Here is a 15373-nt window from a genome sequence, read left to right as displayed (position 1 = left end):
CAATCATCCTGCTGATATACTTACTGACAAATCAAGTCTAACTGTCTTGTTTGTGGAACAGTGCCTGCTTTAAGTTGAGGGACTTCAAGCGAACTATGGCAAATTTTTCCACCTTTGGTTTTAACTTTCAGCGTATAACTGCCTGCTTTCACACCATATAAATGTACTTTTCCATCGCTGCCCACAGGTACAAATTCAGTTGTATCATCACTTAAATACACTTCACTGCCCTGCACAAATGTTTGCTGATCGGGCGTGAGTAAACGCAATATGATCAATCCTGTACGCTGAACAGGGAAATTCACTTTATAGCCGCGTTGATTCATGCCAATCACTTTTTGGCTTGAATATTCAAAGCTGTCATACATATCTAACTGGTCTTGATCAAAAGACACGTCGTAATTGACGTAAGGCACAATGTCATGCACAAACGCATAGCCGTGTTGATTGGTTTTACCAACAGGTGTTAAGGCACGTTGTACTTCCACATTTGGAATATCACCAACATTCACCAAAGCAAAAGCATTGTCTACGTATTTGGTCATGGCCCATTTACGGTCTAACCACACTACTGCACCCTGATAATTGGCTTGACTGTAGCTAAAGCTCTCACTTTCATCGTGGCTTAAATATAAATTGCCCATCGGCATTTTCAGGGCGGTATAAGCATTTACCCCAATGTTCCCTTCTGCTTGTTGGTGACGCACAGCAAGGGTGTAATCCACACCATTTTGCGTCAGACTGCTTTGTGCATAACGCAACTGGGTTTGCTCATCAAAATTATGCGAAAGCTGCGCACTGCGGCGTTGGTCAAATTGATAATTCAGTGTTAAATATGCCCCGTCACTATCCTGCACTTTCAAATCTTTATCATAAGAAAACGACAGTGAAGTTTGACGCCCAAACATACGAGAAAAACCAACTGTAAGCATTTGGCTATCTGCAAAGCTATTATTTGCATTGGGATGGTAACGGCGCTCTAGATAGTTCACATTTAAGGTATTGATTAAAGGAATATTGAAAATACTGACATAAGCTAAGTTGTCGTATTCCACTGTTTGTGTCATATCGCTATAACCCAAACCACGATATTCAGGACTGTAGTATTTATGACTTGCACCAAGTGCAAGCCGACTTCCATTACGGCTTAACGAAGCGCCAAAGGTATAACCATCGCCCCAATCACTGTGGCTAGACGCAGCATGCGTATCTAACAAGGCATATTTGCTGAGAGATTGCGTCCATAGCAACCCGACATTCTGCATATCTTTGCTATAACTTAAATTGGTTCCTAAAGTCGTGCTGTCTGTAATTCCACGTCTGAAATAAAGGTTGCCAAAAAACTCCCGATAATCATCCGACACGTAGTCGTAGTCATAACGCAGCTTTCCTGCAGAAAAGTTGTATTCGTTCAGTCCTGGTTTGAGTAGTTGCGTGGTGACATAAACTGGAAAAGATTGCACGGTACGATTTCCCAATACATCTTCCACGACCACTTGCGCCTCGCCCGACTGCTGAATATTTGCACCCGTATTTAAGGTATAGTGCCCAGGCGTCACTTGTTGCTGATATAGATTGATGCCATTAATGTATAAATCGACGGTGGATGGCAGTACAGCACTGCCTCTTAAAGTGGGTACATTCCAATAAATAAAGTCTGGATAACTGCTAAAATTTGAACCAAAAGACACACCACCAAATCTGAATGTATCTAATAAAGGATTGTAAACGCTGGTGTTATCACCCAAAGTTAAACGCTGATAACGTGATGGAAATTCAATTTCAAAACTGGTATTCAAACGCAGCAGCTTATCTTGATCCTATTCTGCCTCTTTGCGATACATCATGCCATTTTTAAAAATCCAGTAATCTTTAAAAATACCAAGCTCCGCCAAGCCATTTAATTCATTGTAATTATCATAACGTGCATACAGCACATCATAATTTAAAAAACCGCCCAACTCTGCTTTAGACGGAATCGCATGGGTTTGGCTCAATTGTGCATCTATAAAATAGCTGGCAGGTACAGTTAATTTAATCGCTTGCAGCGCAAAATCTTGCTCAGACTGAATTTCATTGGTGGTTACAGAACAGAACTGAGTTTGTGCGCTGTGTTTTTGTAAACGGTCTTGCTGTAAACCGAGTTGTTGCAAAACCTCGCATTCCATATAGCGTTGCCCATCCTGCTGCAACACTAGACTTTCAATGACACGATCTACGCCATTTAGCCAGACACTATTCAATGCCATTTCAGTATTGGCAGCATTGGCGGGTAATGGTATCCCCCACAGGACACATTGCAGCGCAAAAAACAGTCGAGTTCTATGCATGATTTAGCCCTTCATTTTTAACTCAATGGCTTGCTCACTTTTATCTGTTTCAAGTTTGAGTATGTAATTTTTCAAATCACTGAGTTTGATTTGCCCCATATCAAAGCTGTGTTTTTGTTGATTTAACAAATATTTCATTTCACGTGTGGTTGCGATGGGTTGTTTTTGTTGGTTTAAAATGCTGATTGAAGAAATTTGCACATGCGATGCAGCATGATTTTCTATCTCTAAAAACAAATGGTCGTTTTGATAACGCGGGGTTGCAGTCACCTGAATGGCATCTTGCTTACCCACAAATAAAGGAACAGAAATCGTAAATAAAAATTGCAGAGCGTCTTCTTCCACCACAGGGGCAATTTCTTTAAAAACAATACGCCAAGTTTTTTCTTGCGCCATTTCTTCCTTAGAAAGTGGTCGGCTAAAACCTACGCGTATCACTTGTTGTGCATTCGGTTGTAAAACAAAGTTTTTAGGATTAATTAAGATGTCTTGTTCTGGTTCTAGCACATCTTCACCCTGTGCATTTTGCGACCATTTGTAGGCAGACATTTCAAAGCTTTTCGGTTCAGTAAGATCTGTGGCTTCCATGACCACCGTTGCACTGCGCTGTCGTGCTTTATCGCCCAAATACATTTGAGTCGGTGAAATCACCAAATTTGCATAAACTGCCTCTGCACATAAACAACTTGCGACCAGCACATATTTCAATAATTTTTTCATGCATCCCCCAACAATGTCTGATTACGCTTGTCTTTAGACTAAAAAGTTGACTCCACCCTGTCGGTAAAGCCAACTGATTCAGATTGCGTTCAAGTGAATTAGAATGACACTCGAATGTTGTATTTATCGGTATAGGTACCCGCTGGTTTAGAAATACCTACACCGTCACTTTTAACCAAGACATTGTAAGTACTCCAGCCATTGTTGCCTGGCGCAATATTGGTTTGCTGATCGTTTAACTGAATCAAAGATGGTGAACCCGCACGTTTGGTTTCAACCGTTAAGCCCACTGCATGATTACCTGATTTGGCTGCAGATTTGGTTGTTTTGCCTCCACCAACACGGTTGTCGGTATCGACCAATAAGTTGTAGTTTGCATTCGCCCCAACCATAAATTGACCAGAAGCTTGTGCACCATCTTTTAATGAGATACTTGGTGTTTTCACTTTCAGCTCACAGCGCTTAGGCACAATCACTTGAATTGGAATACTTCCTGTACATGGCCCTTCGTTACATACTGGGGTTGGCTTAGGGTCTGGTTTAGGATGATGATTACTACCCGCCATTGTTACCGTTGAAAAAGCTCCGAAAACAATCAAAGCAGCAGCAGTTTTAATAAATTTAGACATGTCACTTCTCCATAACTCTTATAAAAAACCATTTTTTAATCATTCACTCACTTGAGATATCGTTAGAATTATTGAAACTCAATCCTTAGCGAGCTTCTTCATTTTAGGTATTTCTCACAAAAAGCCATCTATACGCCCTAATTCACACAATATTAAATAAACCTTGGAATTCAGCTAATTAGGAGATTAAAGTACTGTTTTAAATGACATCGCAAAAAACTAGGGAGCAGCCCACTCCCTAAAACTTGTGATACCAATTCTAGGGATACCCAAAAAATATATTTATTTACATTTAAACCAACACATTGTTTTTATTTTAACTTTTGTTACATTTTAAGTAGGTTTATTTTTGAAAAAATGGTCAAAATTCAGTTTTTAGCCTAATTTTTACTACACTTTTCACGTATTTAATTCACTATCTCCTATCACATTCAACAGACTGAGCGTTTTTTAACATCAAATCTCACCAATTACAGGGATTGCCTCTCGCTATAAAAAAGCCATGTTTTGGGCGGCTGAATCTATCCAAAAGATCAAATTTGCACACCACCAACTCAACGAAGAAACAGTTGATCATTCATCTATATCTGTAACGTGAGAGATAAACCTCGCAAGATGTTTAGCTAACTCATAACGCAATAGCAGACAAAATAAAACCCCATTCAAACTATTGCCTGAACGGGGTCATCACACCTGAGTCAATCATGTTGACTCAGGTACACACGCGTGACTTATTTAACGTAAGTCAACCAATGTGCATATTTGTCATTCTTGCCTTGAACTGCGTCAAAGAAAGTTTTTTGAATTTCAGTAGTAATTGGGCCACGTGAACCACAGCCAATTACACGGTCATCGTATTCACGAATTGGGGTAACTTCTGCTGCTGTACCTGTAAAGAAGGCTTCATCGGCAATGTAGAATTCATCACGCGTAATACGGCGTTCAACTACCTCATATCCCAAGTCTTTAGCAATGGTGATCACCGTTTGACGCGTAATACCATCTAAAGCACCGCCTGCGATGTCTGGTGTATGTAAAACGCCATCTTTAATTAAGAATACGTTTTCGCCAGAACCTTGACATACATAACCTTGTGGATCCATCAACATCGCTTCGTCATAGCCTGCTTGCGCTACTTCTTGGTGTGCAAGAATAGACAAAGTGTAGTTACCAGAAGCTTTAGCTTTACACATGGTCACGTTTGGATGATGATGCGTAAACGATGAAGTTTTAACGCGAATACCTTTAGCCATCGCTTCTTCACCCAAGTATGCACCCCAACCCCAAGCCGCAACAGCAGCATGAATGGTGTTATTGGTTGCAGCAATACCCAGTTTTTCAGAACCAATCCAAATTAATGGACGTAAATAGCACGATGAAAGTTTGTTTTCACGTACCACATCAATTTGCGCCTGTTCTAAAGCTGCTTGATCAAATGGTACTTTCATTTGATAGATTTTTGCAGAGTTTAACAAACGCTTAGTATGGTCCTGAAGACGGAAAATCGCAGTTCCGTTTGGCGTTTCATAAGCGCGGACACCCTCAAACACACCCATACTGTAGTGTAAGGTATGCGTTAAGACGTGAATTTTTGCATCACGCCAGTCAACCAATTGTCCATCTTGCCAAATAAAACCATCACGATCAGCCAAATTCATGGCACACACTCCAAATGTTTATACAATAGTCATTTTAATCCAACGCAGACATTGCAGTCGGATCAATTAATCTTTGCCATAACTTGCAAACGACCTCACGGGTATCGTACCAGTCCGCAGCATTGACTTGCATGGATTGATTTGCAAGGGCTAAGCGGTGGCTTTCGGCTCGTTCACGGAGATAAGCTTGAATCAATGCTGTCGCATCGTCGCTGGATAAGCAACCTGTTTTTGCGGCATCTTCAAGGATTCTTACGTTGTCGGAATAATGGGCGAGATCAGGATTCGACCCACTCCAGGCTAATACCGCATACTGTGCCATAAATTCGATATCAACGATACCACCTGCATCCTGTTTTAAATGAAAAATTCCATCTTTTTTTTGCTCTTTAGATGAACCCAAATGATCTTTCATTTTTTGACGCATTTTCAGCACTTCACTGCGGACATAAGCTTCATCTCGCGGCTGGGTTAAAATCTGACAACGCAACACTTCAAACTTGTCACGTAAACATTGCTCACCCGCAATACTGCGCGCACGCACTAAAGCCTGATGCTCCCACAGCCACGCACTTTTCAGTTGATATTGCTCAAAGGCCCGTAAACTGGTCACCAATAAACCCGCATCTCCCGAAGGACGTAAACGGGTATCGACATCATAAACGCGACCATCTAAAGTTTGCGTGGTCATTAAAGATACAAATTTACGTGCCACCCGCATAGCAAATTCAAAGCCACTGATCGGTTTAATGCCATCAGTATCGGCTTGTTCATCCATGTTGTGAATAAAAACCACGTCTAAATCTGAGCCGTAACCAAGTTCGATGCCACCTACTTTGCCATAACCAATAATGGCAAAAGCGTTATGCTCCAAACCACAGCGCTGTCCTTCACTGTCTAGCGGATAACCATGTTTTTTGACAATCATTTGATAGGCCAGTTGCAGGGCTGCATTTGCAGTCACTTCGGCAATATCAGTTAACGCATCTGACACTTTCATTAAGTGGCTTTCTGCCAGTACATCGCTGGCCGCAACTGTCAATACGTTGGATTTTTTGAATAAACGCAGCACCCGCATGAGGTCTTCAACTTCATCCAGTTCAATGCGCAGCAATTGTTGGCGTAAAGAATCTTCCAAATCACTGCGTTTTGGCAATTCAAAATCCATAGATAAAAATTCATCCAACAACACAGGATATTGCGTTAATTCTTCACAAATCCACGGGCTGACTGTGGCCATTTTTACCAAGCGTTGCAGTGCCCCCTTGCTTTCAATCAGCATGACCAAATACACGGTACGACGCAGAACAGATTCGACCAGTGGCATTAAACGCATCAATGCCATTTGTGGATTTTCTGACTGCAACACTGCTTCAATCAAGTGTGGCCAAAAGGTTTTTAAACGCTGTAAAGCTTTGGCGGTGAGTTTTTTAATGGCATGTCCATACCAGAACTCATGCACTAAATTTTTCGCTTGATCGTCTAGTACCGCATCGAGCTGTTTTTCTAGCTGACTGTAATTTTCCAGCAAAGAATCGGGTTCATTTTCTTTAATTAAATGCTCAAACTGATAAATGACTTTGACACGCTTTTCATTTAGGGTCTGCATAAAGCTGTCCCAATCGGCAAAGCCCAAAGTATCGCTAATGCGTGCGCGTAACTCAGGTTCAGTCGGTAAAGCTTGGCTTTGCTGATCATTCAAGGCTTGAATGGCATGTTCTACTCGACGTAGGAATAAATAGGCATCTTCCAAATCCAGTACGGCTTGTGGCTCTAGCAATTCAGCTTCGCCCAAATGGCGCAAACTCACCAAACACTGGCGGTCTTGTAATTCTAGTTTTGAACCACCGTAAATCAGCTGAAAAACCTGCACAATAAATTCAACTTCACGAATACCGCCCGCGCCCAATTTAATATTGTCTTCAATATTACGACGCTGCACTTCGCGCTCAATCATGGCTTTCATTTCGCGCATGGCTTCAAAGGCGGTGTAATCGACATATTTGCGGAATACGAAAGGTCGGGTCATTTCCAGCAGTTCATAACCTTCTTGTCCACCTGTGATAATACGTGCCTTAATCCAAGCATAGCGTTCCCATTCGCGTCCATGCTGGCTTAAATATTTTTCCAGTGCGACATGGCTAATCGCCAAAGCAGAACCATCGCCCCACGGGCGTAAACGCATATCGACACGAAAAACAAAACCATCGGCGGTGATATGATCTAATAGATAGATCAGTTTTTGTCCCCATAAAATGCAGAATTGCTGCACTTCAATACACTTGCGTCCATTGGTTTCGCCTTGTTCATCAAAGGCAAAAATCAGGTCGATGTCGCTGGATAAATTCAGTTCCTGCGCGCCATGTTTGCCCATGGCGACCACAATCAGGTCTTGGACTTTACTGTTATACCCCATCGGTTCGCCATGCTTGGCGACCAACGGAATCCGAGCAAAATCTTTGGCTACTTGCACACAAATATCAGCAAAGTCTGAAAGTTCCTGCGTCAACGTCACCACATCGGTGAGTTGGTTGGCATCTTGCCAAATCCAGCGGAACATTAAACGCGCGCGTAAAATTCGCAGGGTTTTCATCCACAAGGTTTCATCTTGAATGTCTTGTAAAGTCGAAATCACCAATTGATGAATATAGTCTGCGCTCAGCGGTTTTAGAAATTGGTCAATTGCATAATCCTGCTGTAACAGGCTTTCGTGATTTGCCAAGACTTGTTCTGCATATTGACTGGCATGTAACGTTTTTTGCAATTGTTCCGCATTCATTTTTAAGACCTAAAACCCAGTTTTATTTTGAAATATTGTCAACCCATCTATTTATAGCAGCAGATGCGTCAAAGAAGAAAATAAAATTACAGCAATCTGCAAAATACCTCTTACTTAAAATGCAGCGATAAAAAAACCGAAGCCTAAACTTCGGTTTTATCTGCTTGATGCAATGCTTATTCAGCATCTGGCATTAATTCTGCGCTCATACCAACCGTGTTAAAACCTGCATCGACATACAGAATTTCACCAGTAATACCATTCGCCCATGGTGAGCAAAGGAATAATGCCGCATTACCAACATCTTCAATGGTCACGTTGCGTTTTAAAGGTGCAACTTTTTCATTGAGGTCTAACATTTTACGGAATGATTTAATGCCTGATGCGGCAAGCGTACGAATTGGGCCTGCAGAAATTGCATTCACGCGAATACCGTCAGCACCCAAGCTTGAAGCCAAGTAGCGTACACCTGCTTCTAAAGATGCTTTCGCCATACCCATGACGTTGTAGTTTGGCATCACACGCTCAGAACCTTGATAAGTCAAAGTCAATAAGCAACCTTGGCGTGCTTGTAATAATGGTTTTGCAGCACGTGCCATCGCAATAAAGCTATAAGCACTAATGTCATGCGCAACTTTGAAACCATCACGATCTGTAACATCGGTAAAGTCACCATCTAAAGTATGCGCAGGCGCAAAACCAATCGAGTGAACCAAACCATCCAAACCATCCCAGTGCTTTGCCAAGTCAGCAAAAGCTTGCTCAATTTCTGCATCTACGCCTACATCGCAAGGCAATACAATGCTTGAGCCAAATTGTGCAGCGAAGTCATCAACACGTTTTTTGAGTTTTTCATTCGGATAAGTAAATGCTAATTCTGCACCTTCACGATGCAATGCTTCTGCAATACCAAATGCGATAGATAATTTACTTGCAATACCAGCAATTAAAAAACGCTTACCCGCCAAAAGACCTTGTGCCATGTGAAACTCATCTTGATATATTTCGCAATATCATGCCAATTCTGAACGCATAGTGAAATTGCATAATGCGCCTTTTTTTGCCGTTTATGTAAAAACTCAATGGCGATTCAAGCGAGTGATAGATAAAATTATAGGATTGATCTGCAAGCGGTGACTACAATCGTGATTAAAAATCTGCCCTACCACTTGGCATAATGCTGTTCAAGCAAGCCGTATTCGTTTAACAAAATAATTTCGGTATCGTCTTGTTGAATAGTACCGCTAATTTTGGCTTGCCATTGACTAAATTGACTGCCGACCAGACGTAAATTCAGATTTTCATAACGGCGCCAACCTGTGCTGACAGTTAAATTCAAACGATGATCCAGTGAACGAATACTCCACGAACAGTCATCTTCAGGTTGGAACAACACATCTGTTAATGGATACAGCACGCCATTAATCCACAAACAGTTTTCGTTGCCAAAACTTTCATTCACACCAGAAGCCAAATTCAAGCCTACACGTCGGTTTTCGGTATCCCAGAAGTTACACGACAACCAAAACCATGCTGTTTCAGGACGTAAAAACCCGCAGGTGTCATCTAAAGAGGCAAAGGTGCGTTCATGGAATTGAATGGTTTGTCCTGTTTTATTAACAAAATAGCCTTCACAGCCGAGTGTGGTCAGTTTTTGGGTGTAAGTCCAACCATTAATACCTGTTGGGCTACACATACTTAGCGGGTCTGTGCCTGCACAAAATATCCGCGCACTGAGTTTAATTTCACCATATTTGGTCACGCGGATATAACGCACACCATTGGCATGTTGAATTTCAATTTGAAATGGCGATTTTTCAAAAAAACTTTGATTAAATAACGGTTGCTCATCTAAAACCGTATTACGCGATAAAAAATTAATCGCATTCCATTCCTGCACTTCGCCCGTCATGTGATTATAAATATAGACAAAACCGTGCCCTGCCCAAGCAATATCGGCAATCGCAAGCCCAATGGTATAGTGTTGGTGTTGAATACTACAAAATTTAAACTTTTTATATTTTAAGCGTTTACGCCAACCTGATAGTACCTCACCATACGGTGATTTATATTGGTAAGCCTGATAATCAATTTTTTTGGGAAGTTCACTAAAACGTCCATAATGCGGTTGTCCATTCGCCTGAATTAAATCCATTGAAGACATTCCCTATTGTCTAAAAACAATTCATCTTTGGTCGTATTATGCCTACAAATGCATGTACAAAAAACCCGCAACTTATGATTTTGTTCAAAAACTATAAAAACATAGATTGTTTTACTATTTTAAGGTTTGAGCGTTCACTAAATACACAAAATATAATTTTATCTATTCCTGCCTCAATATTCTAAATGCTTTTAAGCATCAGCATTCAAAGTCAGATAGGTATTTTCCCAACGATTGCCTGAGAATGATCCTTCAACCAATTGCACATAGCGACCATGCACCTGATCTATTGCAATACAATCATCCACTTCTAATACCCGATCGGTATGCTGTTTTTGCCAATGCTGAGCGAAATAGGCTTTACCACGCTGTTTTGCCACCATTGGGTTTTGCGCCACTACCAGTACATAACGATGCAACTCACCAAATTCACGTGGGTCATATCCACCTAAATTAATCAAATACAGTCGGTTTTCTGCCTGATTCGGCTGCGCATCGGTAAATTTCAAATAGTAGGATTTGCCTTCAAACTCAACACCGTTAATTTGCGCCCATGCATCAATATGCAAACCTTTCAGTTCTGCAAACCAAGCCTGCTTGAGTTGAGGATAGGTCTCTTCTAAAGAGTCTCCTACCGCGAGTACCACATCATGCACTTCAGTATTGGCTCGCGCATGACGCCCACCTAACATGACGATAAATAAACTGGGCATATCCAACTCCTACGCAAATATCCTAAGCTTGATCGCTTTAAGGGTTGATGATTTTTAAGCTTGATCATTTAAAGTAGCGAGAATTTTTTAATTCTCCAAATAAAAAATCGTGCCGAATTGCTTCAGCACGATTGAATTGAAATACAGCATGCTTTATTTCAAGCAGCTTGAAATTTACATATCCACCATTTCCACACCATCAATGCGGGCAACAGTCATTAGATCCTTATCACCACGACCTGAAACAGTCGCAATAATGATTTGATCTTTATCCATCGTTGGCGCAAGCTTACTCACATAAGCCATCGCATGTGAGCTTTCTAAAGCAGGAATAATCCCTTCAATACGGGTTAAATCACGGAAACCTTGCAATGCTTCTTGGTCATTGATTGGCACGTAATCGACACGGTGCATATCTTTCAGGAAGCTATGTTCTGGCCCTACACCCGGATAATCCAGACCTGCAGAAATAGAGTGAGTTTCGATGATCTGACCTTGTGCATCAGACATTAAATAAGTACGGTTGCCGTGTAATACGCCCACGTGTCCTGCATTCAATGGCGCAGAGTGCTTGCCTGTTTCAATGCCCAAGCCCGCAGCTTCAACACCGTACATTTTTACTTCGGCATCATTCAAGAATGGATAGAACAAGCCCATCGCATTGGAACCACCACCAACACACGCCACAAGTGCGTCAGGTAAACGACCTGCCTGCTCCTGAATTTGACGACGTGCTTCACGACCAATAATAGATTGGAAATCACGTACCAATTGCGGATACGGATGTGGGCCTGCCACAGTACCAATCACATAATACGTTGAATCGACATTGGTCACCCAGTCACGCATAGCTTCGTTCATGGCATCTTTTAAGGTTTTAGAGCCACTTTCTACAGGCACAACCGTTGCCCCGAGTAAGCGCATGCGGTACACGTTCATGGCCTGACGTTTGACGTCTTCTGCACCCATGAACACCACACATTCTAAGCCTAAACGAGCGGCAATGGTCGCGGTTGCTACACCGTGCTGACCTGCACCTGTTTCGGCAATAATGCGTTTTTTACCAGACAGTTTTGCCAATAATGCCTGACCAATGGTGTTATTCACTTTATGTGAGCCAGTATGGTTCAAATCTTCACGTTTTAAGTGAATTTGCGCACCACCCAACTCTTTTGACCATCGCTCAGCATAATACAAAGGACTAGGACGACCTACATAGTAGGCGAGATCGCGGTCGAATTCTGCCAAAAACTGCGGATCATCTTTCATGCGGAAATACAATTTTTCTAAATCTTGTAAAGCCGCCATCAGCGTTTCTGACACAAAACGTCCGCCATGGATCCCAAAATGCCCTTTTGCATCTGGGAATTGGGTATAGTCAATCACTGAGTTATTGTGATTTGTACTTTGCTGATCCACGTTGGACTCCTTGCATGAAGTTTTCTATGAGTTGTTGGTCTTTAATACCTTTTGCAGACTCAACTCCGCCACTGACATCAACAGCATAGGCTTGAGTCGTCTGAATTGCATCTTCAATATTTTCAGGGTTTAAACCACCCGCCAAAATTAAAGGAATATCGAGTTTGGGGAATTTTGACCAGTCAAAACTGTGTCCTGTACCACCTTTCAACTCAGGATGCCACGCGTCTAATAATACTGCGCTTGCACCTGCTTGTTGATAGCTTTTTATTGCATCCAACACATTTAAATCGGGTTTGACCTGAATGGCTTTGTACCATCGACGTCCAACTTGCTCTGCTATTTGCAGACATTGCAACGGTGTTTCATCGCCATGAAACTGCAGAATATCTAAAGGTACTTGTTTGAGTACAGCGGCAATTTCTTCTGCCGTTGCATTGACAAATAAACCGACCACTTGCACATAAGCGGGAATGTTTTGCAGCAAGCATTGTGCTTGTTCAATGTTCACATGGCGCGGACTTGGAGGATAAAACACCAAGCCTATTGCATCTGCACCCGCATGTACCACACTGTTTATATCTTGAATTCGCGTGATTCCGCAAATTTTGGTACGGGTACGCATCGTTTTGCACTCTAATCCTGATTTTCAATCTTCATTTTGCTGATCTTGCTGTATGTGACTTTTAAATTATCTGTTCTTACAAACAAAATCATATATTAGGGCGAAACATTGTAATGCAATTTTCAGAGGTTGAGTGAAGTTCAGGCGGATTATTCTACATTTCCGTTGTTTAAATGGCATACAGACTTTATACTTCGCGCAAATGCAACGAGTTCTAGCTTTGAGCTTTAGGGAAGTTGGTGAAAGTCCAACACTGCCCCCGCAACGGTAACCATGAAACGTATATCGATTTAAATCTTATGATTTACACCACTGTATGAACAATATGGGAAGGTGGATATACAGCAAAGCAATCATAAATTAGAAGATGCTTGGCACATTGTAGTCCGGAGACCTGCTTGTTGTGCCCTTAACTCAATCATTCACGTGGGGTGAATGTATGGAGCAAAGTCATGTCTACTCTTTTTCAGCCTACTGCTTTAGTGGGCGCAATCGCGCTTGCGATGGGTTTCTCTACGTCTGTATCTGCACAAGACAGTTCTAATGTTGTAAATGCATCTTTAGACACTTTGGTCGTTACCGCGACACGTTCTGAAGAAAAAATTGGCAATGTGCCTGCGCGGATTTCTGTGATTGATCAAAATGCGATAAAAAAGAATCCTGCTCTCAATTTATCTGACTTAATCCAACAAGACCCTTCTGTTTATGTGAAACAAAGCGGGGGGATGGGGCAAATTTCAGAAATTGGACTACGTGGAACTAAAGCCGTACATACCCTAGTATTAAAAGATGGTGCTCGCTTAAATAGCCAAAATGAGCTTGGTCCACTTTATCCTGCATATTTAGATACTTCGGATGTTCAACAAATTGAAATTTTGAAAGGCCCAGCTTCCGTTCAATATGGTAGTGATGCAATTGGTGGTGTAGTTCAACTTATTTCAAAAAAACCTGTGAAGTCTGGTGCAGAATTAACTGGCATCTATGGTGAAAACAATACTTATAAAACCATTCTAAAAGCAGATTTAGTCACAGATCAAGGATTCTACGCTCAAGTAGGTGGGCAACGCTTAGAAAGTGATGGAACTCGCATTTTTGAAAGCCAAGATAAAAGCGACAATGCCAGCTACGATCAAAAAGGCTACAATGCTAAAATAGGCTATTTCCAGGAAAATCAGATTGATGCCTCTGCTTCGATTAGTGAAAATAAAGGAACCAGTATTTTCAGTAATGATTACATTACCAACACAGCTCCTCGTAATTTTGTAAATCGTGTCATTAATGCAAAAGTTGATTACAATATTCTGCAAAATTTAATTTTAGGCGCTCATTTTGCAAACGTTCAAGACAAGCAAGATGTTCCATCATATTTCACACAGTACAACACTGAAAACAACCAAAGTGATTTAAACCTAAAATGGAAATTCACACCAAATCAAAACATTTTAGTTGGTGCAACTTATAATGACGCCAACTACAAAACAAGTTCGATCAAAAACCAAGATCAAAGCGTTAATAGCACAGGTTATTATCTACAACACCAATTTAAAAATGAACTGTTTGACACCCAAGTTGGTCTGCGTGTAGAAGACCATGAGCTTTTTGGAAGCCACACAGTAGGTCAAGGTGCTATTCGCTATCATTTCCTGCCTAATGCAAGCGTTTATGCCAATATTGGCAGTGCATTCCGTGCTCCAACCCTGAATGAACTCTATTCTCAATGGGGCGGTAATGAGAATTTAGAACCTGAAGAAAGCATCTCTTATGAACTCGGTTTTGATTATGCTATTACGGATAATCTAGCAACTAGTTTTTCTGTTTATCGCACCAATGTGGATAACTTAATCGTCTATAGCGACAGCATGAATCAAAATGTTGGGGAAGCCAATTTTACAGGCGGTGAGGCAGGTCTTAAATGGAAACAAGACGATTTATTCCTCGCGACAGAATATGCTTATGTTGAAAGTGAAAATAAAGCAACAGGTTTAGAAATTGCCTATCGTCCAAAACAGACGCTTACCTTCACTGCAGGACTAGAAAATGCTGTCTATGGACTTAGTACTTCGGTAATAGCTCGTTCACATGCCAATGCTAGCAATAGCGCAAATAGTGTAAAAGTTCCAGGTTATGCAACCGTCGATTTCAATGCTTATTGGAATATTAACCCAACGGTTAAAATCTTTACTAATATTCAGAACATTGGCGATGTGCAATATCGAGAAGTCTATAAAGCTGCAAGCTCTTGGGACAACTCACCAGAAGATTGGTACATTAATGGCGGTCGTTTTGCCTCTGCTGGAGTCACTTTCCGTTATTAATTCTCAGCTTCAAAAAAATAT

General features: G+C 41.4%; 12 protein-coding genes and 1 riboswitch. Of the genes, 1 reads left to right on the top strand and 11 read right to left on the bottom strand.

The window, feature by feature from the left end:
* Window positions 1-20 precede the first annotated feature (20 nt).
* The 11 genes from HX743_RS05815 to HX743_RS05770 form a co-directional block, all read right to left on the bottom strand.
* Entirely contained in the window at window positions 21-1799 is a 1779-nt protein-coding gene (locus tag HX743_RS05815) for a fimbria/pilus outer membrane usher protein (RefSeq protein ID WP_250316205.1), read from the bottom strand.
* 21 nt (window positions 1800-1820) lie between these two features.
* Entirely contained in the window at window positions 1821-2330 is a 510-nt protein-coding gene (locus HX743_RS16350; RefSeq protein WP_250316204.1) for a hypothetical protein, read from the bottom strand.
* A 3-nt stretch (window positions 2331-2333) separates the two neighbouring features.
* Window positions 2334-3050, bottom strand: a complete 717-nt coding sequence (locus HX743_RS05810) for a molecular chaperone (RefSeq protein WP_104852477.1) — start codon at window positions 3048-3050, stop codon at window positions 2334-2336.
* 98 nt (window positions 3051-3148) lie between these two features.
* Complete coding sequence (locus tag HX743_RS05805; protein WP_104852478.1) at window positions 3149-3679, bottom strand: hypothetical protein; 531 nt, start codon at window positions 3677-3679, stop codon at window positions 3149-3151.
* 731 nt (window positions 3680-4410) lie between these two features.
* Complete coding sequence (locus HX743_RS05800) at window positions 4411-5337, bottom strand: branched-chain amino acid transaminase (RefSeq protein WP_004975074.1); 927 nt, start codon at window positions 5335-5337, stop codon at window positions 4411-4413.
* A 34-nt stretch (window positions 5338-5371) separates the two neighbouring features.
* Entirely contained in the window at window positions 5372-8116 is a 2745-nt protein-coding gene (gene glnE, locus HX743_RS05795) for a bifunctional [glutamate--ammonia ligase]-adenylyl-L-tyrosine phosphorylase/[glutamate--ammonia-ligase] adenylyltransferase (protein ID WP_178318743.1), read from the bottom strand.
* 176 nt (window positions 8117-8292) lie between these two features.
* Window positions 8293-9099: an enoyl-ACP reductase gene (locus HX743_RS05790; RefSeq protein WP_178318742.1), complete on the bottom strand. Its 807-nt coding sequence runs from the start codon at window positions 9097-9099 to the stop codon at window positions 8293-8295.
* Between the two features lie 179 nt (window positions 9100-9278).
* On the bottom strand, window positions 9279-10271 hold the full coding sequence (locus HX743_RS05785) for a DUF2804 domain-containing protein (protein ID WP_178318741.1): 993 nt from the start codon (window positions 10269-10271) through the stop codon (window positions 9279-9281).
* A 200-nt stretch (window positions 10272-10471) separates the two neighbouring features.
* Entirely contained in the window at window positions 10472-10993 is a 522-nt protein-coding gene (locus HX743_RS05780) for a DUF1543 domain-containing protein (protein ID WP_019836283.1), read from the bottom strand.
* A gap of 174 nt (window positions 10994-11167) precedes the next feature.
* Window positions 11168-12412: a tryptophan synthase subunit beta gene (trpB, locus tag HX743_RS05775; protein WP_178318740.1), complete on the bottom strand. Its 1245-nt coding sequence runs from the start codon at window positions 12410-12412 to the stop codon at window positions 11168-11170.
* Window positions 12384-13037: a phosphoribosylanthranilate isomerase gene (locus HX743_RS05770; protein WP_019836282.1), complete on the bottom strand. Its 654-nt coding sequence runs from the start codon at window positions 13035-13037 to the stop codon at window positions 12384-12386. The genes trpB and HX743_RS05770 overlap by 29 nt, the downstream gene beginning before the upstream one ends.
* A gap of 192 nt (window positions 13038-13229) precedes the next feature.
* Window positions 13230-13454: riboswitch (cobalamin riboswitch) on the top strand.
* A gap of 35 nt (window positions 13455-13489) precedes the next feature.
* Between HX743_RS05770 and HX743_RS05765 the strand changes: the two genes are divergently transcribed.
* Entirely contained in the window at window positions 13490-15352 is a 1863-nt protein-coding gene (locus HX743_RS05765) for a TonB-dependent siderophore receptor (protein ID WP_178318739.1), read from the top strand.
* The last annotated feature ends 21 nt before the right edge of the window (window positions 15353-15373 follow it).

Source organism: Acinetobacter sp. Swhac1, from assembly GCF_013390985.1.
In the GTDB taxonomy this organism is placed as follows: domain Bacteria; phylum Pseudomonadota; class Gammaproteobacteria; order Pseudomonadales; family Moraxellaceae; genus Acinetobacter; species Acinetobacter towneri.
Note: the sequence above shows the minus strand (reverse complement) of the source record. Positions and strands in the feature narration are given on the sequence as shown.

Coding starts and splice junctions, on each gene's coding strand:
- HX743_RS16350 (WP_250316204.1), bottom strand. CDS start 2,330: ATGCATAGAACTCGACTGTTTTTTGCGCTGCAATGTGTCCTGTGGGGG.
- HX743_RS05810 (WP_104852477.1), bottom strand. CDS start 3,050: ATGAAAAAATTATTGAAATATGTGCTGGTCGCAAGTTGTTTATGTGCA.
- HX743_RS05805 (WP_104852478.1), bottom strand. CDS start 3,679: ATGTCTAAATTTATTAAAACTGCTGCTGCTTTGATTGTTTTCGGAGCT.
- HX743_RS05800 (WP_004975074.1), bottom strand. CDS start 5,337: ATGAATTTGGCTGATCGTGATGGTTTTATTTGGCAAGATGGACAATTG.
- glnE (WP_178318743.1), bottom strand. CDS start 8,116: ATGAATGCGGAACAATTGCAAAAAACGTTACATGCCAGTCAATATGCA.
- HX743_RS05790 (WP_178318742.1), bottom strand. CDS start 9,099: ATGGCACAAGGTCTTTTGGCGGGTAAGCGTTTTTTAATTGCTGGTATT.
- HX743_RS05785 (WP_178318741.1), bottom strand. CDS start 10,271: ATGGATTTAATTCAGGCGAATGGACAACCGCATTATGGACGTTTTAGT.
- HX743_RS05780 (WP_019836283.1), bottom strand. CDS start 10,993: ATGCCCAGTTTATTTATCGTCATGTTAGGTGGGCGTCATGCGCGAGCC.
- HX743_RS05770 (WP_019836282.1), bottom strand. CDS start 13,037: ATGCGTACCCGTACCAAAATTTGCGGAATCACGCGAATTCAAGATATA.
- HX743_RS05765 (WP_178318739.1), top strand. CDS start 13,490: ATGTCTACTCTTTTTCAGCCTACTGCTTTAGTGGGCGCAATCGCGCTT.